The following is a 25,741-nucleotide window of genomic DNA, read 5'->3' on the forward strand; positions in this document are numbered from 1 at the left end:
GGAACAGAGAAGACAGGTATGGACACGCCCCCGCCTCCCACCCCGCGCACCGAGCCGACCGACGCGGACGTCGAGGCCTTCCAGCAGCAGCTGGGCCGCCCGCCGCGCGGGCTGCGCGCCATCGCACACCGCTGTCCCTGCGGCCAGCCGGACGTCGTGGAGACGGCTCCGCGGCTGCCGGACGGCACGCCCTTCCCCACGACGTACTACCTGACGTGCCCGCGCGCCGCCTCGGCGATCGGCACGCTGGAGGCGAACGGCGTGATGAAGGAGATGACGGAACGCCTGGCGACGGACCCGGAACTGGCCGCCGCCTACCGGGCCGCGCACGACGACTACATCGCCCGCCGTGACGCGATCGAGGTCCTGGAGGGCTTCCCGAGCGCGGGCGGCATGCCGGACCGCGTGAAGTGCCTGCACGTCCTCGTGGGCCACTCGCTGGCCGCCGGCCCCGGGGTGAACCCGCTGGGCGACGAGGCGATCGCGATGCTGCCCGAGTGGTGGGCGAAGGGACCCTGCGTGATGCGCTCGACCCCTCCGGAGGGGGAGGGCTGGGTGGTGCACGAGAACGGGTCCGGCCACTTCGCGTTCAAGCCGACGGACCCGACGGACTCCCCGGACCCGGTGCAGTCAGGGAAGAGCGACAAGTGACCCGCGTCGCCGCCGTCGACTGCGGTACGAACTCGATCCGCCTCCTCGTCGCCGACGCCGACCCGGACACCGGTGAACTCGTCGACCTGGACCGGCGGATGACCATCGTCCGGCTCGGCCAGGGCGTCGACCGTACGGGGCGGCTGGCCCCCGAGGCGCTGGAGCGGACCTTCGCGGCCTGCCGGGAGTACGCCGCGGTCATCAAGGAGCACGGCGCGGAGCGGCTGCGGTTCGTCGCGACGTCCGCCTCCCGGGACGCGGAGAACCGGGACGAGTTCGTCCGGGGCGTGCTGGACATCCTGGGTGTCGAGCCCGAGGTCATCTCGGGCGAGCAGGAGGCCGAGTTCTCCTTCACCGGCGCCACCAGGGAACTGACGGGGCGCGCCGACCTCGCCAAGCCCTACCTGGTCGTGGACATCGGCGGCGGCTCGACCGAGTTCGTCGTCGGGGACGACCAGGTGCGCGGGGCACGCTCCGTGGACATCGGGTGCGTACGGATGACGGAGCGGCACCTGGTGCGGGACGGCGCGGTCACCGATCCGCCCGCCGAGGAGCAGATCGCGGCGATCCGCTCGGACATCGAGGCGGCCCTGGACCTGGCGGCGGAGACGGTCCCGCTGAGCGAGGCGCGCACGCTGGTGGGGCTCGCGGGGTCGGTCACCACGGTGTCGGCGATCGCGCAGAACCTGTCCGCGTACGACCCCGAGGCCATCCACCATTCCCGGGTCTCCTACGACCGCGTCCGTGAGATCACCGAGACCCTTCTCCGGTCCACCCATGCCGAGCGTGCGGCGATTCCCTCCATGCACTCGGGGCGCGTCGACGTGATCGGTGCGGGGGCGCTCGTACTGCTCTCGATCATGGAGCGGATCGGGGCGTCGGAGGTCGTGGTGAGCGAGCACGACATCCTCGACGGGATCGCGTGGTCGGTCGCGTGACCCTCGGCTGAGCAGGTCGGACAACGTATGAGCGCACCTGGGGGGCTGTTTGCGGCCCCCTGGTGACGCCCCCTCGGGAAACTTCGTGAAGTTCTTCACAAGGAATTCGGTCCTGTTGGGCGACGAACGTGGTCCGGAGGGCCCTTTCGGGGGCTCACCTGGGGTGGGAGCGTGCTCGGGGGAGCGTTTCGGCGCTGTTTCCCGGGGGTGTGGCCGAGGGCTGGTCCAGTCGCTCCGGCGACCCGGAAGAGCAGTTCACGCGGCATTGACATCGGGGCGTACCGCCCGCTGGTACCCCTCGCATGGCATGGCCTGGACCATGCGGGGCGCGCAGTGTAGCAGAGGGTCCGCATAAGCTTGTGAAGGGGCGCACGAGCGACCCCCCTGGAGCGGGTGGATACTCGATGGCATGAGCACCACGGAGCGTCCCAGGATCCTCGTAGTAGGCGGTGGGTACGTAGGCCTGTACGCAGCTCGGCGCATCCTCAAGAAGATGCGCTACGGCGAGGCGACCGTCACGGTCGTCGACCCCCGGTCGTACATGACCTACCAGCCCTTCCTCCCCGAAACCGCCGCCGGCAGCATTTCGCCGCGCCACGTCGTCGTACCGCTGCGACGTGTGCTGCCCAAGGCGGAAGTTCTGACCGGTCGGGTCACCACCATCGACCAGGACCGCAAGGTCGCGACGATCGCCCCCCTCGTGGGTGAGGCGTACGAGCTGCCTTTCGACTACCTCGTCATCGCCATGGGCGCGGTCTCCCGCACCTTCCCGATCCCCGGCCTCGCCGAACAGGGCATCGGTATGAAGGGCATCGAGGAGGCCATCGGCCTGCGGAACCACGTCCTTGAGCAGCTGGACAAGGCCGACTCCACGACCGACGAGGAGATCCGCCGCAAGGCGCTCACCTTCGTCTTCGTCGGCGGGGGCTTCGCGGGTGCGGAGACCATCGGCGAGGTCGAGGACATGGCGCGCGACGCCGCGAAGTACTACACCAGCGTGTCCCGCGAGGACATGCGGTTCATTCTCGTCGACGCCGCCGACAAGATCCTTCCCGAGGTCGGCCCGAAGCTGGGCCAGTACGGCAAGGAGCACCTGGAGAGCCGCGGGGTCGAGATCTACCTCTCGACGTCGATGGACTCCTGTGTCGACGGCCATGTGGTCCTGAAGAACGGCCTCGAGGTCGACTCCAACACCATCGTGTGGACCGCGGGCGTCAAGCCCAACCCGGTCCTGTCGCGGTTCGGCCTGCCGCTGGGTCCGCGCGGTCACGTGGACGCGCAGCCGACGCTCCAGGTCACGGGTACGGACTACATCTGGGCCGCGGGCGACAACGCCCAGGTGCCGGACGTGGCCGCCCGCAAGGCCGGCGTGGAGAACGCCTGGTGCCCGCCGAACGCGCAGCACGCGCTGCGGCAGGCGAAGGTGCTCGGCGACAACGTGGTCTCCGGTATGCGGGGCTTCCCGCAGAAGGAGTACGCGCACTCCAACAAGGGCGCCGTCGCGGGTCTCGGCCTGCACAAGGGCGTCGCGATGATCGTCATGGGCAAGCTCAAGATCACGCTCAAGGGCCGGCTGGCGTGGTACATGCACCGCGGCTACCACGGTCTGGCGATGCCGACGTGGAACCGGAAGATCCGGGTGTTCGCGGACTGGACGCTGGCGATGTTCCTGAAGCGTGAGGTTGTGGCGCTGGGAGCGCTGGAGACTCCTCGTGAGGAGTTCTACGAGGCCGCGAAGCCGGCACCGGTCGCTGCCGCGAAGAAGGCCGTGGAGAAGACCGAGGAGAAGACAGAGGCCAAGGCCTCCTGACCTCCCCCCTTTGACCTCCGGTCACTGGAACACCCCTGAAGGGGCCGCTCGCCATCCGTGGTGCGAGGGGCCCCTTCAGGCGTTTGTTCGCGATCTGCGCCCCCGGACCCCCGCTTGGGCCCTGAACGGGCCTCGACCTCGAACGCCGGACGGGCTGGGGATGCTTTTGCCCAGTTGTGATCAGCGTGGGGGACTGCGCGTCCGGGGCGTTGGTGTTTTCGTGGGTGTTGGACATTCCCGGTGATGTCGTCACGGAGGTGTGCGTCATGCCCGAAGCCGCGCCGCGGCTCCAGAGCTTCGCCGAACAGTTGCTGGGGGCCCCGCTCCCGATGCGTATCCGCGCCTGGGACGGTTCGGAGGCCGGGCCGCCCGGCGCTCCCGCACTGGTCGTCCGCAATCGCCGCGCCCTGCGCCGGCTGCTGTGGAAACCCGGCGAACTGGGGCTCGCCCGGGCCTGGGTCGCCGGTGACCTGGACATCGAGGGGGACTTCTACGCCGCCCTCGATCACCTGTCCGGGTTGGTCTGGGACCGCGGGGAGGACGCCCGGACTCTCACCGAGGCCCTGCGCGAACCCGGGGTGCGGGCCGCGGTGCGCGGGCTCGTGAAGACGGCCGGGCTTCCCCTGCCGCCCGCACCGCCCCGTGAGGAGGTTCCGCGGCGCCGCCGGCGGATCCACACCAGGCGCACCGACAAACGCGCCGTCAGCCACCACTACGACGTGGGCAACGACTTCTACGAGGTCGTCCTCGGCCCGTCCATGGTGTACTCCTGCGCCTACTGGGAAGCCCCCGGCGGAATCCCGGGCGGAACCTCCGGCGAGCTCCCCGGCGGTGCCACCGGCCTCGAAGACGCCCAGCGCGACAAGCTCGAACTCGTCTGCCGCAAGCTCGCCCTGATGCCGGGCCTGCGCCTCCTCGACGTCGGCTGCGGCTGGGGCTCCCTCGCCATCCACGCCGCCCGCGAGCACGGCGTACAGGTCGTCGGCGTCACCCTCTCGCAGGAACAGGCCGCGTACGCCCGTAAGCGCGTCGCGGAGGAAGGGCTCGCCGACCGGGTCGAGATCCGGGTGCAGGACTACCGGGACGTCACCGACGAGCCCTTCGACGCCGTCTCCTCCGTGGGGATGGCCGAGCATGTGGGAAGCGAGCAGTACCTGACGTACGCGCGTGATCTGTACGCCCTGCTCAAGCCTGGCGGCCGGCTGCTCAACCACCAGATCGCCCGCCCGCCGCGGAACGACGAGGACGCCTACAGCCTCGACGGGTTCATCGACGCCTACGTCTTCCCGGACGGCGAACTCGCGCCCGTCGGCACCACCGTCACCCAGCTCGAACGGGCCGGGTTCGAGGTGCGTGACGTCGAGTCGATCCGGGAGCACTACGCGCTGACCCTGCGCCGGTGGGTCACCAATCTGGAGGCCGACTGGGGGCGGGCCCAGCAGCTCACCAGCCCGGGGCGCGCCCGCGTCTGGCGGCTGTACATGGCGGCCTCCGCCCTCGCCTTCGAACACAACCGGCTCGGCGTCAACCAGGTCCTCGCCGTGCGGACCACAGGGTCCGGTGAATCCGGGATGCCCTTGCGGGCCCGTACCTGGAACTGACGTCAAAAGGAGGGGAGTTGGATCCGCCGTTTCAGCGGCGGGGCCGACTCCCCTCCCTCGCGGGGCCGTGTCTACTCCGACTTGATCGCCGCCAGCATGTTCAGACGGGCCGCGCGGCGGGCCGGCCACAGGGCCGCCAGGACACCCACCGTGGCCGCGAGGAGCAGGAAGAGCGCCATCCTGGCCCAGGGCAGGACGAGTTCGTACGTCGACATGGTCGTGCCCAGCAGTTCGCCGGCCGCCCAGCCGAAGAACACACCCAGGCCGATGCCCAGTACGCCGCCGAAGAGGGAGATGACCAGGGACTCCAGGCGGACCATCCGCTTGATGCCCTTGCGGTCGAGGCCGATCGCGCGGAGCATGCCGATCTCCTGGGAGCGTTCGAAGACCGACATGGCCAGCGTGTTGATGACCCCGAGAACCGCGACCAGGACCGCCATGGCCAGCAGGCCGTAGAGCATGTTCAGGATCAGCGTGAACATCTGCGCGATCTCGTTGGAGAGGTCCTTCTTGTCCTGGATCTTGATGGCCGGGTTGGCGCCCAGGGCCTTCTCCAGCTTGTCCTTCGTCGCGCTGTCGGCGCCGTCCGAGGTCTTCACCATGACCTGCCTGTCGGACCGGTCGGCCGCGTCGGTCCGGTGCGGGGCCAGCAGGGTGTTGTCGGCCATGATGCCGCTCATCACCTCGTTGCCCTCGTACACGCCCGCCACCGTCAGACGCTGCTTCCGGCCGTCCTCGTAGCCGACGGTGAAGGCCGAACCCGCCTTCCAGTCACGGGACTTCGCGGTGCTGTCGTCCACGACCACCTGGGTGCCGCCGACCTTGAACGTGCCGTCGTCGACCGTCAGCTTCGTCAGCCTGCCGATGGTGGCGCCGGTGACACCGGTCACGCGCTCCGTCGCGCCGTCGATGCGTACGAAGGCGTCGCGCAGGGGGCTGACGGCGGTCACTCCGGGTGTCTCCGCCAGCTTCTCGGCGACGTCCGGGGAGAGCCCGTTGCCGTTGGCCATCGAGACGATGTAGTCCGCCCTGATCGAGGCCGACGCCATCTTGTCGATCGCCTGCTGGAGGCTGCCCGCCATCACCGTCATCCCGGTGATGAGGGTGAGCCCGATCATCAGCGCGGAGGCCGTGGCGGCCGTACGACGGGGGTTGCGGACCGAGTTCTGGCGGGCCAGCTTCCCGGAGACGCCGAACACGCGCATGAACGGGCCGGCGGCGGCGATCAGCGGACGGGAGAGGAGGGGGGTGAGGATGAAGACACCGATGATGAGCAGTACCGCGCCGATGCCCATGGGGGCCTGGCCGTCCGAGCCGCTCATCGTCGTGGCCGCGAGGACCACGGCGACACCCGCGCCCGAGAAGAGCGCGCCCAGTGTGTTGCGCAGCACCAGCGACTTGGTGGTCGCGGTGGCGTGGACGCTGCTCATGGCTGCCACCGGCGGGATCTTCGCCGCCCGGCGGCCGGGCAGCCAGGCCGCCAGCATGGTGATGAGGATGCCGACCGCGAGGGCCGCGCCGACCGTGCCCGGCGTGACGATCAGCGGCCCGTCGGGCACGGTCGCGCCGATCATGCCCAGCAGCGCCTTCAGCCCGGCCCCGATGCCGATGCCCGCGACCAGCCCGGTCACCGCCGCCACCGCGCCGACCACGAACGCCTCGATCAGCACGGACCGCGTGACCTGCCGGCGCGAGGCGCCGACCGCCCGCATCAGGGCCAGTTCCTTGGTGCGCTGGGCGACCAGCATGGTGAAGGTGTTGGCGATGATGAACGTACCGACGAACAGCGCGATGCCCGCGAAGACCAGCAGGCCCTGCTTGAGGCCGCTCATGCCGGCGGAGATGATCTCCGCCTGGTCGGCGGCCAGCTTGGTGCGTGTCGTGGTCTCGACGGTGTCCCGTGGCAGGGCCTTGTCGAGGGCCGCCTTGAGGGCGGTCTGGCTCGTCCCGGCCGCCGCCTTGACGTCGATCTCGTCGTACGTGCCCACCTTGCCGAAGAGCCGCTGCGCGGTCGCCGTGTCGAAGAGGGCGAGGCTGCCGCCCGCCGTCACGTTGCCGTCGTCCGTGGTGAAGATGCCGGAGAGGGTGGGGGAGAGCACCGGGCCGTCCACCGACAGGCGCACGGTGTCGCCGACCTTGTAGCCGGCCCGGTCGGCGGTCTTCGCGTCGAGGGCGACCTGGCCGGCCCCCTTGGGCGCGGCGCCGTCCGTCAACGGGTAGCGGGCGTCCTTGCCGCCCCAGTAGTTCCCGCCCTGTGACTGGAAACCGTCGCCGACGAGCTTGCCGTCCTTGTCGGCGATGGCCGTGAAGCCGCTCACGACACCGATGACGGAGGCGGCGCCCGGAACCTTCGCGGTCTCGTCGAGCAGGGCCTGCGTCAGTTCCGGCGTCTTGCCGATCTTGTCGCCCACATCGTCCCGGTAGCCCGGCTGCACGGCGACGTCGACCTGGTCGAAGCCCTTGGCGGAGCTGTTCTGGAGGGCGTTCGAGAGGGTGTTGGTGAAGACCAGGGTCCCGGACACGAAGGCGACGCCGAGCATCACGGCGAGCACGGTCATCAGGAGTCTGGCCTTGTGCGCGAGTACGTTGCGCAGGGCGGTACGGAACATGGGGTGTCGTCTCAGTCCGTCGGGTGAGGTGAAAAGAGGGAAGGCAAAGAGGGAAGGCCCAGAAGGCCTACGGAAACTGAGGGAGCGTCAGCTGGTGCGGACGGTCCTCGTGTCCAACCGCTTCATGCGGTCCAGGACGCCGTCCGCCGTCGGGCCGTACAGCTCGTCCACGATCCTGCCGTCCGCGAGGAAGACCACCCGGTCCGCGTACGCCGCCGCCACCGGGTCGTGGGTGACCATCACGACCGTCTGCCCCAGCTCCCGTACGGAGTTGCGCAGGAAGCCCAGCACCTCGGCGCCCGCGCGGGAGTCGAGGTTTCCGGTCGGTTCGTCGCCGAAGATGATGTCGGGGCGGGAGGCCAGGGCCCGGGCCACGGCGACGCGCTGCTGCTGGCCGCCGGAGAGCTGGGACGGGCGGTGGCGGAGCCGGTCGGCGAGTCCGATCATCGAGATCACCGAATCCAGCCACTCCTTGTCCGGCTTGCGGCCCGCGATGTCCATCGGGAGGGTGATGTTCTCCAGGGCGGTCAGCGTCGGCAGCAGGTTGAACGCCTGGAAGATGAAGCCGATCTTGTCCCGGCGGAGCTTGGTGAGCTGCTTGTCCTTGAGCGAGCCCAGCTCGGTGTCGCCGATGCGCACGGAGCCGGACGAGAAGGAGTCCAGGCCCGCCACGCAGTGCATCAGCGTGGACTTGCCGGAGCCGGACGGGCCCATGATCGCGGTGAACTCGGCCTGCTTGAAGTCGACGGAGACCCGGTCGAGGGCGACGACCTGTGTCTCCCCCTGTCCGTAGACCTTGGACAGCTCCGTGGCGCGGGCGGCCACCGTGGTGGTGGTCCGGTCGGCGAGGGGGGTGGTGGTCACGGGTGGGGCTCCTGTCGGGACGGCGGTGCGCGGCGATGGGCCAGATGTGTGACGGGCCCGGGTTCGAGGTCCGAAGCTCGTGAACCCATCGTCATGGCCCGAGGTCGCCGTGTAGTCAGCCGTTGTTCCGGTTCCGAAGGCAGACTCGGGACGGACCCGGGGGGCCCGTGTCATACCTGGGGATGACGGTCGTCCCCTAGACCCTCCGGACGCTGCCATGGCAAGAACAGGTGGAGCCCCCTTGTTCGTACGGTGAAATTCCGTCATTCCGCATGCGCGCCGGGCCGCCTCGCGAAAGGCTATTGGCAAGTGCGGATGGCTCGTTCCAGGTGCTGATGCACCCTCAGAAGTCAATAAAATAAGACAACATCGGGGCCCTCACCCGCAGTTCGGGTGGGGCGTCCCGATAGGCTCGGAACCTCGATGCGGAGCCCAGGGCCTGCCCGGATGGTGGAATGCAGACACGGCGAGCTTAAACCTCGCTGCCCCTTCGCGGGCGTGCCGGTTCAAGTCCGGCTCCGGGCACTTCCGACTGCTGTATGCCGGATTTGTCGGTGCTGCCTCCATTGAGGACTTCATCGCGGAACCGTTGACAGCGGGCGTGTGCGGTCAGACACTCATCACAGAGAGTTCGTGAAGAAAATTTCACCACACGAACACATCGGGTGGCCGAACCGCACGAAGGGAACGACCGATGCGTACCACCGTCGGCATCATCGGAGCCGGCCCCGCCGGGCTCCTGCTCGCCCGGCTGCTCCACAACGCCGGAATCGACTCGGTCGTCCTGGAGAGCCGCGACCGGGAGTACGTGGAGCGGCGGCAGCGGGCCGGGATCCTGGAGCAGGGCACCGTCGACGTGCTGCGGGCGGCCGGGGCCGGCGCACGCATGGACCGGGAGGGCCTGCGCCACGACGGCATCGAGCTGCGCTACGACAAAAAGCGCCACCGCGTCGACTTCCCCGCGCTCACCGGCGGCCGGTCCGTGATGGTGTACGCGCAGACCGAGGTCTGCAAGGACCTCATCGCCCTCCAGCAGGCGGAGGGCGGCCCGCTGCTCTTCGAGGCGGAGGCGCTCGGGGTCGAGGGGGCCGACAGCGGCAGCCCGCGCGTGCGGTTCCGGCACGAGGGGCGCGAGGACGTACTGGAGTGCGAGTACGTCGTCGGGTGCGACGGCTTCTGGGGGGTGGCCCGTACGGCGATCCCCACCGAACTCACCCGGGTCTTCGAACGGTCGTACCCCTTCGGCTGGCTCGGCATCCTCGCCGACGTACCGCCCTCGCACGACGAACTGGTCTACGCCCGCCATGACCGTGGCTTCGCCCTCCTGTCCATGCGCTCCCCGTCCGTCTCCCGCCTCTACCTCCAGGTGCCGGACGGCACGGACGCCGACGAATGGAGCAACGAGGAGATCTGGGACGAGCTGGAGCGCCGCTTCGAGACCGCCGACGGCTGGAAGCTCGACCGCGGGCCCATCACCCAGAAGTCCGTGACACCGATGCGGAGTTACGTCCACGAGCCGATGCGGTACGGACGGCTGTTCCTGGCCGGGGACGCCGCGCACATCGTGCCGCCCACCGGCGCCAAGGGGCTCAACCTCGCCGTCGGGGACGTCGTGACCTTCGCACGCGCACTCGCGCACGAGAAGGAGACGGGGTCGGCGCGGCTGCTCGACGCCTACTCCGAGACCTGTCTGCGCCGCGTCTGGCAGGCCGAGCGGTTCTCGTACGACATGACGACCCTTCTGCACCGGACCCCGGACGCCACCCCCTTCGAGGACAGGCTCCAGCTGGCCCGGCTGGAGCGGATCGCCGGCGCCCGTTCGGCGGAGACCGACCTCGCCGAGGGGTACACGGGATTCCCCCTTGAGTGACTCCACTGGATCAGCGCGCGGTCTCGGCTCTGTACCGGGTTGGTCATGGTCCTGGGGCTCCGTAGCCGGGAATGAGAGGGCCGCGTAGCGTGTTCGCGACAGGACAAGGGAAAGATCCTCCCCAAGCACTAGGGTCAATCCTTTGCCCACCTATTACTCTTGAGCCCAAGGCCACGCAGTGTGGCCATGGAGGAGTGAAATGAGGAGCAGCAACCCGGTCTTCTCGCGACGGGGGTTCAGCCGCGACAACGGCTACGCGGGCTTCAACACCGCGCCGCAGGCCGGGGGCGTCGGTACGCAGTCGGGCAACCCGTACGCGGACCAGCAGGCCCAGCAGGGCGGCAACCCGTACGCGACCAACCCCTACGCCCAGCAGGACCTTCAGCACGGCGCACCGCCGCAGGCCCCGGTCTCCACCGGCCGGATGACGATGGACGACGTCGTCATGCGGACCGCCACCACTCTTGGTGTGCTGGTCGTCACGGCGGCGCTCGCCTGGGCACTCCTGCCGGTCGACGACGCGAACATCAACCGGTCCTACGGCATCGCCATCGGCGCCGGTCTGGTCGCGATGGTCCTGGGCCTCGTCCAGTCCTTCAAGCGCAAGGCCTCGCCCGCGCTGATCGTGACGTACGCGGCGCTCGAGGGTGTCTTCCTCGGTGTCATCTCCAGCGTCGTCGACAACCGCATCGCGAGCGGCGCGGCCATGCAGGCCGTGATCGGCACGATGGCGGTCTTCACCGCCGTACTCGTGGCGTACAAGGCGGGCTGGATCCGCGTCAACCGCCGCTTCTACGGCTTCGTGATGGCGGCCGCGCTCGGCTTCGTGCTGCTGATGGCCGTGAACCTCCTGTTCGCGGTGTTCGGCGGCGGTGACGGCCTCGGCTTCCGCAGCGGCGGCCTCGGCATCATGTTCGGCATCATCGGCATCCTGCTCGGTGCGTGCTTCCTCGCCCTCGACTTCAAGCAGGTCGAGGACGGCATCGCCTACGGCGCGCCGCGCGAGGAGGCCTGGCTCGCCGCCTTCGGCCTCACGATGACGCTGGTCTGGATCTACATGGAGTTCCTGCGGCTGATCGCGATCCTGCAGGGCAACGACTAGTAACCGGTACGACGGCCGGTAGCTGTCGTACAGGCAACGGAAGGGCCCCGGGAGCACTCCCGGGGCCCTTCCGCTCGTCGTGGTGTCGGTGTGCGCCTCGGTCTCCCGGAGAGCTGTGCTCTCAGAGGAACTTGCGCGCGGCCCTCCTCAGGTCGTACTCGTGAATGATCGCCTTGGCGTGGCCGTACGCGAGATTGTGCTCGTGCCGGAGCCAGCTGACCTTCTCCTCGAAGCGGAAGAGGGAGGGGCCTTCGTCGACGGTGCGCAACCAGTCGGAGACTTCACGACCGGTGCAGTGGGGGATGCGGGCGAGCATGTTGCGGTGGGTCTCCTCGGAGAGGACGTGGGACATCGGCGCCTCCGGACGCAAAGGGGATGTAAGCCGGTCCTTCACGCCACGGTGCCTGAGGGTTGGGTCGTTGGCAACAGTCCGGTTGCGACGCGTAGTCTCGCGGCGTGCTCGATACCTCGCCTTTGACGCTTGCAGTGGATCACTTTGCCGACCGGTTGCGGGCGGCGCCGCAGAGTCGGTTGCAGAGGGGAGCCGCGGCGGAGGCGTTGGGGCTGGCCAGGGAGTTGGCACGGCGTGCCCAGCTGTTGGAGTCGCCGGGGGACGAGCCTCGGACCATGCCTGATGTGGGGATGTTCGCCGCGGCGGATCAGGTGACGGTCGCCGCGCACGATCTGGCGATGGTGTTGCGGGGGGAGGGTGAGCTGGCCTCGGTGCTCACCCTGGTCGCGGAGGCTCAGCAGCGGGCCGGGGTCTGACCGGTTCGTTCTCGGCCGGCCTTCTGCCGGTGGAGTCGAAGAGCTCGGCTCCCCTCGCTCCTGCACCTGCGAAACACACGGCACGCACCACGACTACAGGGACGCTATGACCCTGTCCGCGAGTACGTACACCGTTTCCTCGCCGCATTCGAAGGTCAGGGCGTAGGCGCCCGAGATGCCCGAGCCGCCGAGGAGGACCGGGGCCTCGCCCGTGCGCAGGGCCGCGGAGAGGCGTTCCGCCGTCTCGCGGTGGCCCGGGGTCATGCAGAGGGTCGTGCCGTCGGTGAAGACGTAGACGTCGAGGGTGCCCAGGGGGCCGGGTCGGACGTCGGCCAGGGCGGTGCGCGACTCGGCGAGGTCCTCCAGGCAGGCGACCGTACGTTCGTGGTCGTTCACGATGGGCGACTGGGCCGGTACGAAGTCGGGGTGCGAGGGGTGCCGGCGCCGGGCGGCGGCCAGTTCGGCGGACTCTCCCGCGAACTCGTCGGTGTCCGTGCTGGACTCGGTCACCGGCTCCAGGGACTCCAGGCCCGCGAAGTCCGCCGAGCGCGGCAGGAACAACTCGCTGTCGGGGAGGCCGAGCAGGGAGGGGGCGTCGGAGGCGTCACGTGCCTCCTGGGCGGCCCAGAAGGCACGCGCCTCGGCGAGCTCCCGCTCCCGCTCCTCGGCGAGCGCCTCGGCCACGGCGGCGCGTATCCGGTCGGTGTCGCCGGGAGTGCGGGCCTGCGGCACGAGACCGTGCGCGCCGACGGCGAGACTCTGGGCGGCGAGCTCGGCATGCAGGGCCGCGATCTGTCGACGCAGCCCCAGCAGGGTGCGCAGAACGGCGACGCCCACAGCCGTGGTGATGGTGGCTGTGGCGAGCAGCAGAGCAAGAGGCGTAGCGCTCACTGACGTACTCCCGGTTCAAAGTCGACCCCCGACTTCCTACATCAGCTTGAAGGGTGGACTAACCACCTGTCAGTGCGTAACGTCACGAAACGGACAGGACTTTGGGCCCGGGGTTTGGTATCGAACCTGCCTTGACCTGCGCAAATACCTCGCCAGAGCGAGATAGGTCACATCCTGGGGGAGATTGGATCACAAAACGGCCCAGAACCCCGGTGGTTACAGGGTTCCGGGCCGCTTTCTCACTCGGTGCGTCCGCTCGACTACCGAAACGATTCCGCCAGTTGGGGACCGACGGCGGTGCGATGGCTCAGCTGAGGCGCTCGATGACCATCGCCATGCCCTGGCCGCCGCCGACGCACATCGTCTCCAGGCCGAACTGCTTGTCGTGGAACTGGAGGGAGTTGATGAGCGTGCCGGTGATCCGGGCGCCCGTCATGCCGAAGGGGTGGCCCACGGCGATGGCGCCGCCGTTGACGTTCAGCTTCTCCAGCGGGAGGCCGAGGTCGCGGTAGGAGGGGATCACCTGGGCGGCGAACGCCTCGTTGATCTCGGCCAGGTCGATGTCGTCGATGGTCAGGCCGGCGCGGCGCAGCGCCTGCTGGGACGCCTCGACCGGGCCGAGGCCCATGATCTCGGGGGAGAGGCCGGAGACACCGGTGGAGACGATGCGGGCCAGCGGGGTCAGGCCCAGCTCGGCGGCCTTCGTGTCGCTCATGATCACGACCGCCGCGGCGCCGTCGTTCAGCGGGCAGCAGTTGCCCGCCGTGACCAGCCCGTCCGGACGGAACACCGGCTTGAGTCCCTGGGTGCCCTCCAGGGTCACGCCCGCACGCGGACCGTCGTCCTTGCTGACGACCGTGCCGTCGGGCAGCGTCACCGGGGTGATCTCGCGCTCCCAGAAGCCGTTCTTGATGGCTTCCTCGGCGAGGTTCTGCGAACGGACACCGAACTCGTCCATGTCCAGACGCGTCACGCCCTTGATGCGGGCGAGGTTCTCGGCGGTCTGCCCCATCGAGATGTAGGCGTCCGGGACGAGGCCGTCCTCGCGCGGGTCGTGCCACGAGGTGCCCTCCTGCTCCGCGACGGCGGCGGTACGGGCCTCGGCCTCGGCGAAGAGCGGGTTGCGCGTGTCGGGCAGGGAGTCCGAGTTGCCCTTGGCGAACCGGGAGACCATCTCGACACCGGCCGAGATGAAGACGTCGCCCTCGCCCGCCTTGATGGCATGCAGTGCCATGCGGGATGTCTGGAGCGACGACGAACAGTAACGGGTGATCGTGCAGCCCGGCAGGTAGTCCATGCCCATCTGTACGGCGACGATCCGCCCGAGGTTGTTGCCCTGCTCGCCGCCGGGCAGACCGCAGCCGAGCATCAGGTCGTCGATGTCCCGCGGGTCCAGCTCGGGGATCTTGGCCAGGGCGGCCTGGATGATCGTGGCGGTGAGATCGTCGGCGCGCAGCTCCTTGAGGGAGCCCTTGAAGGCGCGTCCGATGGGGGAGCGGGCGGTCGAGACGATGACGGCTTCCGGCATGACGGCTCCATTGGCGACGAGGGTGTAGGCGGACCTGTAAGCAGACCTGGTTTGGAAGTTACCCGTACGTATGGCGTCGGTCACGGGTGTGGCGGTGTGACGCGGGCCGCACTTTTCTAAGCGCTTGCTCAGGAGGTCGGGGTGAGGGTGGCTCGCTGCCCCGTCGCGGCGGGGCCGCACATCCCTGCGGCCCCGCGCCGCGTTCGGGGTGCGGGGCCGCATCAGGTACGGCTGCGGCGCTTCCACGCCCTCGCAGGCCTCAGCCGCTCGACACTCCCCTCGGGGTGGTCGGGGCGGGGGACGGGTCCGTCGCCGGGACCCGCCGCCGACGCCTGCGCTTGAGGAGTGCCCAGGGTCCTCTGGGCCCCGTGGGCATGGCCGCCGTGACCTCCGTGCCCGGCTCCGACGCCGCCTCCGCCGCCGCTCGCGCCACCGGCAGGAAGCCCTCGCGGCGGGACGCGTCCGGGCGCTCCTCCTCCGCCGGCCACAGGCCCAGCGCCGCGCACACCGTCGGGAGGACCGCCATCGCCGCCGTCGCGTAGCCCTCGGCGGACGGGTGGTAGTTGTCCGGGCCGAACAGTTCGCGCGGGTTGGCCTCGAACTCGGGGCCGAGCAGGTCGCCCAGCGACACCGTGCGGCCCCCTTGCTCGACGACCCCGATCGTCTGTGCCGCCGCCAGTTGCCGGGACGCCCGCCGGGCCAGCCAGCGCAGCGGCTGCTGGACGTGCTCGACGGTGCCCAGGTCGGGACAGGTGCCCACGACCACCTCGGCACCCGCCGTACGGAGTCGGCGTACCGCAGACGACAGATGGCGGACCGAGCGCGTCGGGGGCATCCGGTGCGTGACGTCGTTCGCGCCGACCATGATCACGCAGACGTCCGGGATCCGGTCGGAGGCCGCGACGGTCAGCGCGACCTGGCGGTCCAGATCGTCGGACTGGGCGCCGGGCAGCGCCACGTTGCGCAGTTCCACCGGGCGTTCCGCGAACGCCGACAGGCCGGACGCGAGCAGCGCGCCCGGGGTCTGGCGGGCCCGGTGGACGCCCTGGCCGGCCGCCGTGGAGTCGCCCAGCAGGACGAGTCTGAGCGGGGGCTCACCGGGGGTGGCGTACCCGCGTCCGTACAGGCCGTCCGCGCTCGGCGCGTGCGGGCCGCCGCCGTTGCCCACCTGGCGTTTCGCCATCCGTACCTCGGCCAGCACCAGTCCCACGGCCGCCGCGCTCATCAGGCCGATCCCGCCACCGCCGTACGCAGCGCCGGCCGCGATCCGGCGGGCCACCCTTGCCCTGGACATGCTCGTCATGCGTCGCCGCCACCTCCTCGTAGCCGTACACCCACTCCTTGCCCCGTACCGACGGTCCGCCAATCGTGACGTGAGGTGAATGCCGGGGCGGAGCCTTAGGCTGGCGGCACCAATGACGACCACTTTTATGTGCGGCAACCGGAGACAACGGTGCAATTCCACGACTCGATGATCAGCCTCGTCGGCAACACCCCGCTGCTGAGGCTCAACAGTGTGACCGCGGGCATTCAGGCGACCGTCCTCGCGAAGGTCGAGTACTTCAACCCCGGCGGGTCCGTGAAGGACCGCATCGCCCTGCGCATGATCGAGGCGGCGGAGAAGAGCGGGGAGCTGAAGCCCGGCGGCACGATCGTCGAGCCGACCAGCGGAAACACGGGTGTCGGGCTGGCCATCGTGGCCCAGCAGAAGGGGTACAAGTGCATCTTCGTGTGCCCCGACAAGGTCTCCACCGACAAGATCAACGTGATGCGCGCCTACGGCGCCGACGTCGTGGTCTGCCCCACCGCCGTTGACCCCGAGCACCCGGACTCGTACTACAACGTGTCCGACCGGCTCGTGCGCGAGACGCCGGGCGCCTGGAAGCCCGACCAGTACTCCAACCCCAACAACCCCCTCTCGCACTATCACTCCACCGGCCCCGAGCTGTGGGAGCAGACGGACGGGCGGATCACCCACTTCGTGGCGGGCGTCGGCACCGGCGGGACCATCTCCGGGACCGGGCGCTATCTGAAGGACGCCAGTGACGGGCGCGTCCAGGTCGTCGGGGCCGACCCGGAGGGGTCCGTGTACTCCGGGGGGTCCGGGCGGCCGTACCTGGTGGAGGGGGTGGGCGAGGACTTCTGGCCCACCGCCTACGACCGGACCGTCGCCGACGAGATCGTCGCCGTGTCCGACAAGGACTCCTTCCAGATGACCCGCCGGCTCGCCAAGGAGGAGGGCCTGCTGGTGGGCGGCTCCTGCGGGATGGCCGTCGTCGCCGCGCTGCGGGTCGCCGAGCGGCTCGGGCCGGACGACGTCGTCGTCGTGCTGCTGCCCGACAGCGGGCGTGGCTACCTCAGCAAGATCTTCAACGACGAGTGGATGGCCGACTACGGCTTCCTGGAGGACACCGGGCCCTCCGCCCGCGTCGCCGACGTCCTCGACTACAAGGAGCACGGCCACATCCCCTCCCTCGTCCACATGCACCCGGACGAGACGGTCGGTCAGGCCATCGAGGTGCTGCGCGAGTACGGCGTCTCGCAGATGCCGATCGTGAAGCCCGGCGCCGGTCACCCCGACGTCATGGCGGCGGAGGTCGTCGGATCGGTCGTCGAACGCGAGCTGCTCGCCGCGCTGTTCACCCAGCGGGCCTCGCTCGACGACCCGCTGGAGAAGCACATGTCGGCGCCGCTGCCGCAGGTCGGTTCCGGTGAACCGGTCGGCGACCTGATGTTCGTCCTGGGCGCCCACGACGCGGCGATCGTGCTGGTCGAGGGCAAACCCACCGGAGTGGTCAGCCGGCAGGACCTCCTGGCCTTCCTGGCCAAGGGCGGCAACCAGTAGCGAAACGTCCGGTGAACGGAGCGTGTCGGAGCGGAACTTGCGGTGTACGTCGCGATGCCCCGCTCCGATTCCTTTCGGACGGAGACTTCGCGGAAGTGGTACGAGGGTGTCACGTCCGCGCAGCACACGCTTAACACAGGACCGGCAGAGTAGTGGGTGTCGGCAAGGGCGGGAGCGGCTCCCCGCCCCGGCCGGCACCGAAACGGCGTCACGGACCTCCGGAGCGGCTCCCGGACCTCCACCGACGCCTAGGACGCGCAAGCCCGGCCCTGACCCGGCACGCGTCCCTCGCGGGGACCGCCGTCGTCCCGCCCTCCGGGCAACCGGGGGTGCGGCGGTCCCCGCGCAAGCTTTTTGTGCGGCCTACGGTGCCGTTCTCCCTGAGCGCGACGACTCACAGGCAGTCAGCCGACAGCTGTCGACCGACAGCTGAGAGCCGTCAGTCCTCCCAGTCGCCGTCCCGGCCGGACCTCTTGTGGCGGCCGAAGAGCCACGCCGAACTGCCGGCCGCCTGGAACGCGTTGACTCCCACGATGCCGCCCCACGCGACCAGCAGGCCGGGGAGGCCCGAGATGCCGGCGCCGATGGCGGACAGGGGTATCGCCAGGACGAGCGAGACGATGGCGAAGCCGAAGCGCTCGCCGAAGGTGTCGGTGGACTTCGGGCCGCGTGAGTCACGCGCCACCACCATCTGCTGTTCGGCGAGCTGCCGCCGTACCCGGCGCTCCACCGAGCCGTCGATCCGCTGGTCGACCTTCTCCAGGAACGAGTCGACCAGCGCGGACTCGTACTCCTCGCCCAGCTCTCTGCGGGCCTGCAGGGTGGCGCTGAGTTCCTTCTTCAGGTCGGCGTCGTGCGCGCCCGTGGTGTCCATACCGGTCATGCACACCACGGTAGGGAAACGGCACCCGCCCGGCACTGGGGTTAGCCCCCCTGTTGCCCCTGGGCCGGGCCCCAGGGGACGTCGAACCGCATCGTGAGATGTGCCTTGCCCAGCCTGTATAACAACATGCAGAGTGTTTGTTGTTTGAATATGTTGCCCATGCTCATGCCCATGCTCTGGTGACGGGAGTCCGCGTCTTATGTCGTCTCGGATCGTGGATGTGCCGCCTCCGGCGTCCACCGGCATCGTCGTCCTTGACGGTGTCGGCCTCGGTGTCGAGGACGTCGTGCGCCTCGCGGACGGGGCCGCGCGGCCCGTCCCGGGCACCGACGCGATGAAGCGCGTCGAGGAGGTCTGGGACGTCGCCCGCCGGATCGCCGCGACCGGCCGCGTGTACGGCCGCTCCACCGGCGTAGGCGCCAACCGCAACGAGGCCGTCCCGACCGAGGCCGCCGCCGACCACGGACTGCGCCTGCTGCGCAGCCATGCCGGTGCCATCGGCAGGGAACTGCCGGCCCGGCAGGTACGGGCGATGCTCGCTGTCCGCGCCAACCAGCTGCTGGCGGGGGGCGCCGGACTCCGGCCCGGAGTGGTCACCGCCCTGTGCGAGGCGCTGGAGAACGGGGCCCACCCCGTGATCAACGAGTTCGGATCGGTGGGCACCGGGGACATCGCGGCGCTGGCTCAGATGGGGCTCGCGCTGGCGGGGGAGCACGAGTGGATCGGGCCGGCGACGACAGCGGCGGGATCGCCTTCCCGCGGGTGGAGTGTCGCCGGAGCCCCCGAGCCCCAGGCCCTCGACAACAACGACGCCCTCGCCCTGATCAGCAGCAACGCCCTCACCCTCGGCCAGGCCGCGCTCGCCCTGCACGAACTGCGCGGGCTCATCGCCGCCACGCAGGTCGTCGCCTCGCTCTCACTGCACGCCGTCGACGGTTCCCACGAGGCGTACGCGGCGCCCGTGCACGCCGCCCGTCCGCACCGGGGTTCGGTCGAAGTTGCCCGCCGGATGCGCGAGTTGATCGGCTCTGCGGCCCGGCCCACCCCTCCCCTCGGGCGCATCCAGGACCCGTACGGCTTCCGGTGTCTGCCGCAGATCCACGGGCCCGCGCATGACGCGGCGGACGCCCTGGAGGGGGTGCTCGCCATCGAGATCAACGCCGCCGCGGAGAACCCGCTCATCTCCCCCGAGGACCTGACCGCCTACCACCACGGCGGCTTCTACCAGGCCCAACTGGCCCTCGCCCTGGACCACTTCAGACTGGCCGTCACCCAGGTGGCGCGGCTGTCCACCTCGCGCCTGTCCACCCTCAACGAGCCCGCCTTCACCCGTCTGCGCCCCTTCCTCGCCGACCACGAGCCCGCCGCCTCCGGGGTGATGATCCTGGAGTACGCGGCCGGCGCGGCCCTCGGTGACCTGCGGGCCTTCTCCGCGCCCGCCTCCCTCGGGCACGCTGTACTCTCCCGGGGCGTCGAGGAGCAGGCCAGCTTCGCCTCGCTCGCCGCCCGCCAGACACTGCGCGCGTGCGACGCGTACCGTCTCGTGGTCGGCTGCGAACTGGTCGCCGCCGTACGCGCGCTGCGCCAGCGCGATCTGCGGCCGGACCCGGACCTGCCGGCCGGACGGGCGCTGGAGCTGGCCGAGTCCGTCCTGGACGACGACTCGGCCGACCGGCCGCTCACGGACGACGTGACAGTGGCTGCGGCACTGCTGGACCGGTTCACGGAGATCTGGAGGGGGAGCGCGGTATGAGCACGCCGAGTGCGGACGACAGCAGGGGCGCCGGTACGGGCACGGACACGGGTCCAGGTACGGACATGGGTGCAGAGGAAGCGGTGGGTGCGTCCGGTGCGGGCGGACATCTGCCCGACAGCCCCGCCGCCCGGCTCCAGGCCCTCTTCGAAGGGCACCGGCTCACCCCGACGCAGCGGCGCATCGCGCACAGCATGGTGCGCCGGGCCTCCGAGGTGCCCTTCCTCTCCAGCGTCGAGCTGGCCGAACTGGCCGGCGTCAGCCAGCCGTCCGTCACCCGTTTCGCCGTCGCCCTAGGCTTCGACGGTTACCCGGCGCTGCGCAGGCATCTGCGCGAGGTCGCCCCCGCCGAACAGAGCGCCGAGCCGGTCTCGTGCAACGAGTACCAGCAGGCCGTCGAGGCCGAGATCGAGAACCTGAAGCACCTGGCCGAGGTGCTGGCCGACCCGCGCCCGGTGCGGCGGGCGGGCCAACTGCTCGCGGCCTCGCGTCCCTTGCCCGTCCTCGGGCTGCGCGCCGCCGCCTCCCAGGCGTACGGCTTCGCGTACTTCGCCGCCAAGGTCCATCCGGACGTACGGCTGCTCCACGAGGGCGGCACGATGATCCACGACCGTATCGACGCCGCCGTACGGGCGGGCGCCACGACCCTGCTGTGCTTCGCGCTGCCCCGGCATCCCCGCGAGGTCGTCGACACCCTCGCCTATGCGAGGGCGGCGGGGCTGACCGTCGTCACCGTCGCCGACTCGGCGTTCGCGCCGGTCGCCAAGGTCTCCGACCTGCTGCTCCCCGCCGCCGTCGGCACCGGCCTCGCCTTCGACACCGCCTGCGCGCCGATGCTGCTCGGCCGGGTCCTGCTGGAGGCCATGTGCGACGACCTGCCCGACGCCCAGGCGCGCCTGGAGGAGTTCGACACGCGGGCGGCGACCCGGGGGCTGTTCGTCGAGTAGGAGTCTTCAGCGACCCTGGCGGTTCTCAGACTCGTCTCACGTTCGCTCGCTACTCTCCCGCTCCGACAGAACTGTCAGCACTGTGCCGGGATGGACGAACCGGGAGGCGGATGTGGCACGCGGAGTTCGCGGAGGGCAGGGCCTGGCTCGGGTGGCCGTGGTCGTACGGGCCGGAGTGACGCCCCTGTGGTGGTACGGAGTGTTCGCGGCGGGCATCGGCGTGCTGGTGCCCGGGATCACCGGCCGCCGGATCGGGGTGATGGCGGGGGCCGCGCTGTTCATCGTCGCGGCCGGTGCCGTGGCGTGTCTGCGGCGCGGGCGCTACTCCGCGCTCGCCGCCGGTGCCGCCCGGGCCGGCAGGCACGACGTGCTCCAGGACCGCGCGGTGACCGTGCGCAACTGGCGCCGCGGTCACCGCTGGTGGCTGCTGCTCGCCTTCGCCGCCGCGCTGGCCGGCTCCCTCGCGGTGCCCGCGGCGGGCGGAATGCTGCTCGCCGGGGCCGGTACCGGGCTGCGGCTGAAGGCCGCCTGGCTGGGCCGCCGCGAGCGCGCCGACGACGTACTGCTGTGGGTACGGGTGGACTGGCTGGGCCCGCGTTCCGGCGCCCCGGCGGGCAAGCCGGTCAAGGCCTACCGCGCCACGGGAATCGCCGCCGGCGACGCCACCCCGGGCGGGGCGCGCCGCCGCGGCGACGTACTGGTCTAGCTTTCTCGTCGCTTCGGGCGTGGGGAGGGTCTCAGACCTCGATCTCCGCCTCGATCCGTTTCAGCTGGTGGCGGGCCATCGCCAGGTTGGAACGGTTGATGTCGAGCACCAGGTAGAGGAAGAGGCCGTTGCCGCCGCGCCCCTTCATCATGCGGATCAGGTGGTACTGGCTGGAGAGCGTGATCAGGATGTCCTCGATCTCGCCCTTCAGGCCGAGGTGCTCCATGGTGCGCATCTTCGCGCGTACGACGTCGGTGTTGCCGGCGGCGGCGACGTTCAGGTCGAACGTCTTGCTGCCGCCCATGGTGCCCAGGGCCATGCCGCTGGTGTAGTCGACGAGTGCGACTCCGGTGGCGCCCTCGATGGAGGTCAGCGCCTCTTTCAACGCGGTCTCTGTGGTGGCCATGACGGTGTTCCTCTCCTGCTTCCGGTTCAACTATCCGTGGTGGTACGCGCGTTGGGCGTGCCTGTCGGTGTGCGTGGCGCGCGTGGGGTTCTGGTTCGGGTGGGCATGGGTTCGGGTGTCGTAGGGGGTGCGATGGCCGGCCGGTCCGGTCCGGCCACTGCGGGTGCCGGCGCCGCCTCGGCCGCCGCGTCCACCAGCTCGCCGATACGGAGGCCGGCCCGGCGGCCCTCCAGGTGCAGCCGGCCGACGTTGACACGGTCCTGGGCGAGCAGCGTCAGAACGGCGGTACGGCCCGCCGCGTACGTCGCCACGTAGCCGTACACCCCGCGCACCAGCAGCTCGCGGAAGTCGCCCTGGCCGGTGGCGTCCGCCATCCGCACGGCGACGCTGAGCGCTGTGGCGGTGAGCGCCGCGACCGTCTCCGGTTCGACACCCGGGGTGTCCTGCACGAGGACGAGACCGTCGACGCTGGCCGCGAGGGCGCCGGTGAGCTGGGGGACGCGGGCCCGCAACCGGCGTAGTTCGTCCATGACTTCGGCCTCGGCTGCCATGAGTGTCTGTCTCCTCTCGGCACGCGGGCGCTGCCGTTCAAAGGGCCTCCAGCGCATCCCTGAGCCTCTTCAGCAGCGTGATGTTGGGGTCGGCGAACGACGGCGGCAGTGTCCCGGGGGGAGCCGGGGGAGCCGAGGACTCGGACGGTGGTGGAGGAGCGGGGGCCGGGGGTGGCATGGCCTCCGGGGCTATGACTCCCGCGGCTGCCAGGCGCCGTACGTCCACCAGGGTGTGGAAGGCCGGACGAGCCAGCGCCAGGGCGATGTCCGCCGCCGTACGGACTCCGTTCACCAGGGCCAGTACGGCGTGCTGGCGGGCGGTGACCGTCGGCGCGGCCGGGCTGCCCGAGAGGAGCAGTGGGGCGCTGTCGGGCGCCGGGTCGGGCCAGATGCGGTGCAGCAGGGCGCGTCGGCGCAGGGTCTCGTGCTCGACCGCCGCCACCGGCACCGGGCGCACCGGGCCGAGCCAGTGCGTGTCCCCGTACTTGAAGTGCCCCGGCGTGCCGCTGGGCGCGAGGGCGAAGTACGCGGCGTCGTACAGCGCCCCCAGGTGGCACACCTCCAGGGCGCCCACGCCGATCCGGCCGCTCTCGACCAGGAACCGCCCGACCCGGTGCAGCTCGCCGGCCGCGCCGACCGCGTCCCGCCAGCCGTCCGCGTCCAGCGTGCCGTGCGCGGTGAGCAGCACATCGAGGCCCGGTACGGCCGGGCTCTCCGCGTGCACCACCTGGCCGTCGGTGAGGTAGAGCGAGCCGCGTTCGCGGACCAGGACTCCGGTTGCCCGTTCGGTGGCGAGCCGGCCGAGCATCGGTGAGACCCCGCCCCACGCCCGCTGCCGGGCCGCCGCCTTGTCCCGCACCGGCAGGCGCGGCGGCGGGGTCGTCAGATTCGTGTGCAGAGTCGTCATCCCAGCACCAGCCGTCCCGCCATCTCGCCGAGCCGGATGCGGGCCAGCGCGAGATTGCCCTCCGCGCGGGCCAGCCACAGGTGCAGGAACACACTGCTGTCGAAGCTCGTCGTGACGAACCGCAGAACGTGGTAGCTGTCGCGGTTGCTGATGATCAGGTCCTCGACCGGAGGATCCTGCTCCCGCCGGCCGACGGTGAACTCGTCGGCGTCGGCACCGGTCTCGTACTCCTCCTCCGGGGCGAACGCCCGGTGCTCGACGGCCAGCCGGGCCAGCTCGGCCGCCTCGGCCGCCATCGTCTCGGGATCACCGCCCGGGGACTCCCCGACGGTGCCCAGTGCCAGCCCGCTGGTCCAGTCGACCAGCGCGGCGCCCCGGGCACCGGGCAGCCGCATGGCTTCCAGTAAGCACTCGTCGATTCCGGGCACCCTTGGCCCCTCCCACCTGTCCCGCTCGCGTCTGTCCGGCTGGTGTTCGGTCGCTCCGCCTGACGTTCGGCCGATGGATGTTCGGCCAACCGGCGTTCGGCTGAGTGACGCAGACGCTACGCAACGTGTGCGCGAGGAGTGAGAGATCTGGCATTTTCCAGTGGAACATGCGCCAGATGACTAAGGTAGGTCGACTGACCCCGTTTTCAGGGCAGTTGACCTGCATGTCCCCGGGAGTCCGTCAAGGGCGCGCGGAGGGGGAGCCGGTGGGATGGAGGGTGGTGAGCGCGGACGCGTGCGCCCCGCCGGATTCGGCCACGATCTCCGCGACGCTCTGCGGCTCCCGCACGACCGCGAAGGCGACCCCTTCGCCCCCGCCCCCGTCCATGCCCTCGGCCGGGCGTCCGCCCGCGCTTCCGCCCGGCACGAAGCCGTAGATCCCGGGACGGGCAAGGGAGTTGTACGCGTAGTGGTGCGCGAAGTAGTACGCGCCCGTGTCCAGTGCCGCCGCGTAGTCGCCCTGTTCGAGCAGCGGCAGCGCACGCCCCTCGGCCAGCAGGTCGCCCGAGAAACAGGCGGGTCCTGCCACGTCCTGCACCACGTCCGCCCCGGACTTGGGGAGCCCCTTCCCGTCGTACGCGGCGATCCTGAGCGGCCATGACGCCGGTGCGTACACCGTCCGTGTCGCGACCTGGACGCCCGCGTGCGTGACCGCGACCGGTCGGCCGCCGGCGCTCTTCGCGTACTCGACGCGCGCCACCACCGTGCCGTGCTTGGCCAGCAGCGACCGTCCGAATTCGGTCACCAGCCCGTACCGCCCCCCGAACAGCCCCGGCACCGCGTCGCTCAGCAGCCGCGCGTACTGCGTGTACGTCGGACTCGTCGCGTCCGACGCGAAGTTGACCGGCAGTCCGCCGCCGATGTCGATGGTGTCGATCTGCTGCCGCCCGACCCGCCGGTTGATCTCCTCGGCGAGCGTGTACGTCTCCGCCACGCCCCGCACCATCAGCGACAGCGGGATGCCCTGCGACCCGGTGTGCGCGTGCAGCCTGGTCAGCCACGGGCGCTCGGCGTACGCCCCCACGATCCACTCGCGCGCCCCTTCGTCCAGCAGTGCGACCCCGAACTTCGAGGTCGCGGTGGCGGTGGACGTGGCCCCGATCGACCCTCCGCCGATCTGCGGGTTCACCCTTAGTCCGATTGGGGACCGACTGGCCGCGGACCGCATCAGCGCGTCGATCCGGTCCAGTTCCTGCGGGTTGTCGGCGTTCACGGCGATGCCCAGCGCCAGTGCCTCGCGCAGCTCGGTGGGCGTCTTGGCGGGCGAGTCCAGCACCGTCAGCCGCGGCGGCACCCCCGCGGCCCGCGCCAGCGCCAGCTCCCCCGGACTCGCCACCTCGGCCCCGATCCCCTCCGCGTGCAGGAGCCGCAGTACGGGCACCAGCGGGGTCGCCTTCACCGCGAAGGCGTGCAGGACGGGCGTGCCGGGCGCCACGACCGCGTCGAAGGCGGCGCGCAGCTCGGCGGCGGACTCCCGGATGCCGATGACGTCGAGCAGGCCGACGATGGGTGCGTCGGCGCGGAGCAGTCCCTGCTCCACGGCGGCGCGTACGGCCTCGTCCCGGCGGCCCGTGCGATCGGAACCGTTGTTCTCCATTACGTCCCCCGTGGTGTCGAGCTCAG

At 70.6% G+C, this 25,741-nt stretch carries 23 protein-coding genes and 1 tRNA gene; 12 read left to right on the forward strand and 12 right to left on the reverse strand.

The window, feature by feature from the left end; all coding sequences use genetic code 11:
• Positions 1 to 18: 18 nt before the first annotated feature.
• From OHN74_RS26090 to OHN74_RS26105, 4 genes are all read left to right on the forward strand, one after another.
• A complete protein-coding gene (locus OHN74_RS26090; RefSeq protein ID WP_327697024.1) occupies positions 19 to 651 on the forward strand; it encodes a DUF501 domain-containing protein in 633 nt (210 codons plus the stop codon).
• Positions 648 to 1,589 (forward strand): Ppx/GppA phosphatase family protein, encoded by a 942-nt coding sequence (locus OHN74_RS26095; protein WP_327697025.1) that lies wholly within the window; start codon positions 648 to 650, stop codon positions 1,587 to 1,589. The genes OHN74_RS26090 and OHN74_RS26095 overlap by 4 nt, the downstream gene beginning before the upstream one ends.
• Before the next feature lie 409 nt (positions 1,590 to 1,998).
• Positions 1,999 to 3,399 (forward strand): NAD(P)/FAD-dependent oxidoreductase, encoded by a 1,401-nt coding sequence (locus tag OHN74_RS26100; protein WP_327697026.1) that lies wholly within the window; start codon positions 1,999 to 2,001, stop codon positions 3,397 to 3,399.
• 266 nt (positions 3,400 to 3,665) lie between these two features.
• Positions 3,666 to 5,000 (forward strand): cyclopropane-fatty-acyl-phospholipid synthase family protein, encoded by a 1,335-nt coding sequence (locus OHN74_RS26105; RefSeq protein ID WP_327697027.1) that lies wholly within the window; start codon positions 3,666 to 3,668, stop codon positions 4,998 to 5,000.
• A 71-nt stretch (positions 5,001 to 5,071) separates the two neighbouring features.
• Here the strand turns inward: OHN74_RS26105 and OHN74_RS26110 are convergent, their stop codons facing one another.
• Both OHN74_RS26110 and OHN74_RS26115 read right to left on the reverse strand, forming a co-directional pair.
• Positions 5,072 to 7,609: an ABC transporter permease gene (locus tag OHN74_RS26110; protein ID WP_327697028.1), complete on the reverse strand. Its 2,538-nt coding sequence runs from the start codon at positions 7,607 to 7,609 to the stop codon at positions 5,072 to 5,074.
• 87 nt (positions 7,610 to 7,696) lie between these two features.
• The gene (locus OHN74_RS26115) at positions 7,697 to 8,473 is read right to left on the reverse strand and encodes an ABC transporter ATP-binding protein (RefSeq protein WP_327697029.1); all 777 of its coding nucleotides are present in this window, start codon (positions 8,471 to 8,473) and stop codon (positions 7,697 to 7,699) included.
• A gap of 441 nt (positions 8,474 to 8,914) precedes the next feature.
• Between OHN74_RS26115 and OHN74_RS26120 the strand changes: the two genes are divergently transcribed.
• The 3 genes from OHN74_RS26120 to OHN74_RS26130 all read left to right on the forward strand — a co-directional run bounded on the left by OHN74_RS26120 (position 8,915) and on the right by OHN74_RS26130 (position 11,445).
• Positions 8,915 to 8,998 (forward strand) — tRNA-Leu (locus OHN74_RS26120).
• Positions 8,999 to 9,167: 169 nt separating this feature from the next.
• Complete coding sequence (locus OHN74_RS26125) at positions 9,168 to 10,343, forward strand: 4-hydroxybenzoate 3-monooxygenase (RefSeq protein WP_327697030.1); 1,176 nt, start codon at positions 9,168 to 9,170, stop codon at positions 10,341 to 10,343.
• A 199-nt stretch (positions 10,344 to 10,542) separates the two neighbouring features.
• Complete coding sequence (locus OHN74_RS26130) at positions 10,543 to 11,445, forward strand: Bax inhibitor-1/YccA family protein (RefSeq protein WP_327697031.1); 903 nt, start codon at positions 10,543 to 10,545, stop codon at positions 11,443 to 11,445.
• A gap of 121 nt (positions 11,446 to 11,566) precedes the next feature.
• Here OHN74_RS26130 and OHN74_RS26135 read toward each other — a convergent pair whose 3' ends face one another.
• Complete coding sequence (locus OHN74_RS26135; protein ID WP_189145577.1) at positions 11,567 to 11,797, reverse strand: DUF4287 domain-containing protein; 231 nt, start codon at positions 11,795 to 11,797, stop codon at positions 11,567 to 11,569.
• 104 nt (positions 11,798 to 11,901) lie between these two features.
• Here OHN74_RS26135 and OHN74_RS26140 point away from each other — a divergent pair, with 104 nt between their 5' ends.
• Positions 11,902 to 12,213 carry a hypothetical protein gene (locus OHN74_RS26140; protein WP_327697032.1) on the forward strand — a complete coding sequence of 104 codons (312 nt, stop codon included), beginning with the start codon at positions 11,902 to 11,904 and terminating at the stop codon, positions 12,211 to 12,213.
• 93 nt (positions 12,214 to 12,306) lie between these two features.
• On the opposite strand, the gene OHN74_RS26145 is transcribed toward OHN74_RS26140, so the two are convergent.
• The 3 genes from OHN74_RS26145 to OHN74_RS26155 all read right to left on the reverse strand — a co-directional run bounded on the left by OHN74_RS26145 (position 12,307) and on the right by OHN74_RS26155 (position 15,935).
• On the reverse strand, positions 12,307 to 13,104 hold the full coding sequence (locus OHN74_RS26145; RefSeq protein ID WP_327697033.1) for a hypothetical protein: 798 nt from the start codon (positions 13,102 to 13,104) through the stop codon (positions 12,307 to 12,309).
• Between the two features lie 307 nt (positions 13,105 to 13,411).
• Positions 13,412 to 14,632 carry an acetyl-CoA C-acetyltransferase gene (locus OHN74_RS26150; protein WP_327697034.1) on the reverse strand — a complete coding sequence of 407 codons (1,221 nt, stop codon included), beginning with the start codon at positions 14,630 to 14,632 and terminating at the stop codon, positions 13,412 to 13,414.
• 259 nt (positions 14,633 to 14,891) lie between these two features.
• Positions 14,892 to 15,935 (reverse strand): SGNH/GDSL hydrolase family protein, encoded by a 1,044-nt coding sequence (locus OHN74_RS26155; protein ID WP_327697035.1) that lies wholly within the window; start codon positions 15,933 to 15,935, stop codon positions 14,892 to 14,894.
• A 150-nt stretch (positions 15,936 to 16,085) separates the two neighbouring features.
• Here OHN74_RS26155 and OHN74_RS26160 point away from each other — a divergent pair, with 150 nt between their 5' ends.
• Positions 16,086 to 17,477, forward strand: a complete 1,392-nt coding sequence (locus tag OHN74_RS26160; RefSeq protein WP_327697036.1) for a cystathionine beta-synthase — start codon at positions 16,086 to 16,088, stop codon at positions 17,475 to 17,477.
• Between the two features lie 439 nt (positions 17,478 to 17,916).
• Here OHN74_RS26160 and OHN74_RS26165 read toward each other — a convergent pair whose 3' ends face one another.
• Positions 17,917 to 18,360: a hypothetical protein gene (locus tag OHN74_RS26165; protein WP_327697037.1), complete on the reverse strand. Its 444-nt coding sequence runs from the start codon at positions 18,358 to 18,360 to the stop codon at positions 17,917 to 17,919.
• 199 nt (positions 18,361 to 18,559) lie between these two features.
• On the opposite strand from OHN74_RS26165, the gene OHN74_RS26170 reads away from it, so the two are divergent.
• The 3 genes from OHN74_RS26170 (at position 18,560) to OHN74_RS26180 (ending at position 21,766) form a co-directional block, all read left to right on the forward strand.
• Positions 18,560 to 20,113: an aromatic amino acid ammonia-lyase gene (locus tag OHN74_RS26170; protein WP_327697038.1), complete on the forward strand. Its 1,554-nt coding sequence runs from the start codon at positions 18,560 to 18,562 to the stop codon at positions 20,111 to 20,113.
• 65 nt (positions 20,114 to 20,178) lie between these two features.
• Positions 20,179 to 21,060, forward strand: coding sequence for a MurR/RpiR family transcriptional regulator (locus tag OHN74_RS26175; protein ID WP_327700276.1), 882 nt, complete (start codon positions 20,179 to 20,181; stop codon positions 21,058 to 21,060).
• 112 nt (positions 21,061 to 21,172) lie between these two features.
• Positions 21,173 to 21,766 carry a hypothetical protein gene (locus tag OHN74_RS26180; RefSeq protein ID WP_327697039.1) on the forward strand — a complete coding sequence of 198 codons (594 nt, stop codon included), beginning with the start codon at positions 21,173 to 21,175 and terminating at the stop codon, positions 21,764 to 21,766.
• A 31-nt stretch (positions 21,767 to 21,797) separates the two neighbouring features.
• Here the strand turns inward: OHN74_RS26180 and OHN74_RS26185 are convergent, their stop codons facing one another.
• The 5 genes from OHN74_RS26185 to OHN74_RS26205 form a co-directional block, all read right to left on the reverse strand.
• The gene (locus OHN74_RS26185) at positions 21,798 to 22,172 is read right to left on the reverse strand and encodes a hypothetical protein (RefSeq protein ID WP_164318636.1); all 375 of its coding nucleotides are present in this window, start codon (positions 22,170 to 22,172) and stop codon (positions 21,798 to 21,800) included.
• A 26-nt stretch (positions 22,173 to 22,198) separates the two neighbouring features.
• Positions 22,199 to 22,723, reverse strand: coding sequence for a roadblock/LC7 domain-containing protein (locus OHN74_RS26190; RefSeq protein WP_327697040.1), 525 nt, complete (start codon positions 22,721 to 22,723; stop codon positions 22,199 to 22,201).
• 37 nt (positions 22,724 to 22,760) lie between these two features.
• Positions 22,761 to 23,630 (reverse strand): transcriptional regulator, encoded by an 870-nt coding sequence (locus OHN74_RS26195; RefSeq protein WP_327697041.1) that lies wholly within the window; start codon positions 23,628 to 23,630, stop codon positions 22,761 to 22,763.
• On the reverse strand, positions 23,627 to 24,058 hold the full coding sequence (locus OHN74_RS26200; protein WP_327697042.1) for a hypothetical protein: 432 nt from the start codon (positions 24,056 to 24,058) through the stop codon (positions 23,627 to 23,629). Before OHN74_RS26200 ends, OHN74_RS26195 begins: the two co-directional genes overlap by 4 nt.
• A 241-nt stretch (positions 24,059 to 24,299) precedes the next feature.
• Positions 24,300 to 25,715 carry a diaminopimelate decarboxylase gene (locus OHN74_RS26205; RefSeq protein ID WP_327697043.1) on the reverse strand — a complete coding sequence of 472 codons (1,416 nt, stop codon included), beginning with the start codon at positions 25,713 to 25,715 and terminating at the stop codon, positions 24,300 to 24,302.
• Positions 25,716 to 25,741 lie beyond the last annotated feature (26 nt).

It is taken from the genome of Streptomyces sp. NBC_00459, from assembly GCF_036013955.1.
In the GTDB taxonomy this organism is placed as follows: Bacteria; Actinomycetota; Actinomycetes; order Streptomycetales; family Streptomycetaceae; genus Streptomyces.

Coding starts and splice junctions, on each gene's coding strand:
- OHN74_RS26205 (WP_327697043.1), bottom strand. CDS start 25,715: ATGGAGAACAACGGTTCCGATCGCACGGGCCGCCGGGACGAGGCCGTA.
- OHN74_RS26150 (WP_327697034.1), bottom strand. CDS start 14,632: ATGCCGGAAGCCGTCATCGTCTCGACCGCCCGCTCCCCCATCGGACGC.
- OHN74_RS26170 (WP_327697038.1), top strand. CDS start 18,560: ATGTCGTCTCGGATCGTGGATGTGCCGCCTCCGGCGTCCACCGGCATC.
- OHN74_RS26125 (WP_327697030.1), top strand. CDS start 9,168: ATGCGTACCACCGTCGGCATCATCGGAGCCGGCCCCGCCGGGCTCCTG.
- OHN74_RS26130 (WP_327697031.1), top strand. CDS start 10,543: ATGAGGAGCAGCAACCCGGTCTTCTCGCGACGGGGGTTCAGCCGCGAC.
- OHN74_RS26165 (WP_327697037.1), bottom strand. CDS start 18,360: ATGACCGGTATGGACACCACGGGCGCGCACGACGCCGACCTGAAGAAG.
- OHN74_RS26155 (WP_327697035.1), bottom strand. CDS start 15,935: ATGACGAGCATGTCCAGGGCAAGGGTGGCCCGCCGGATCGCGGCCGGC.
- OHN74_RS26185 (WP_164318636.1), bottom strand. CDS start 22,172: ATGGCCACCACAGAGACCGCGTTGAAAGAGGCGCTGACCTCCATCGAG.
- OHN74_RS26110 (WP_327697028.1), bottom strand. CDS start 7,609: ATGTTCCGTACCGCCCTGCGCAACGTACTCGCGCACAAGGCCAGACTC.
- OHN74_RS26175 (WP_327700276.1), top strand. CDS start 20,179: ATGGGTGCAGAGGAAGCGGTGGGTGCGTCCGGTGCGGGCGGACATCTG.
- OHN74_RS26100 (WP_327697026.1), top strand. CDS start 1,999: ATGAGCACCACGGAGCGTCCCAGGATCCTCGTAGTAGGCGGTGGGTAC.
- OHN74_RS26135 (WP_189145577.1), bottom strand. CDS start 11,797: ATGTCCCACGTCCTCTCCGAGGAGACCCACCGCAACATGCTCGCCCGC.
- OHN74_RS26105 (WP_327697027.1), top strand. CDS start 3,666: ATGCCCGAAGCCGCGCCGCGGCTCCAGAGCTTCGCCGAACAGTTGCTG.
- OHN74_RS26090 (WP_327697024.1), top strand. CDS start 19: ATGGACACGCCCCCGCCTCCCACCCCGCGCACCGAGCCGACCGACGCG.
- OHN74_RS26190 (WP_327697040.1), bottom strand. CDS start 22,723: ATGGCAGCCGAGGCCGAAGTCATGGACGAACTACGCCGGTTGCGGGCC.
- OHN74_RS26195 (WP_327697041.1), bottom strand. CDS start 23,630: ATGACGACTCTGCACACGAATCTGACGACCCCGCCGCCGCGCCTGCCG.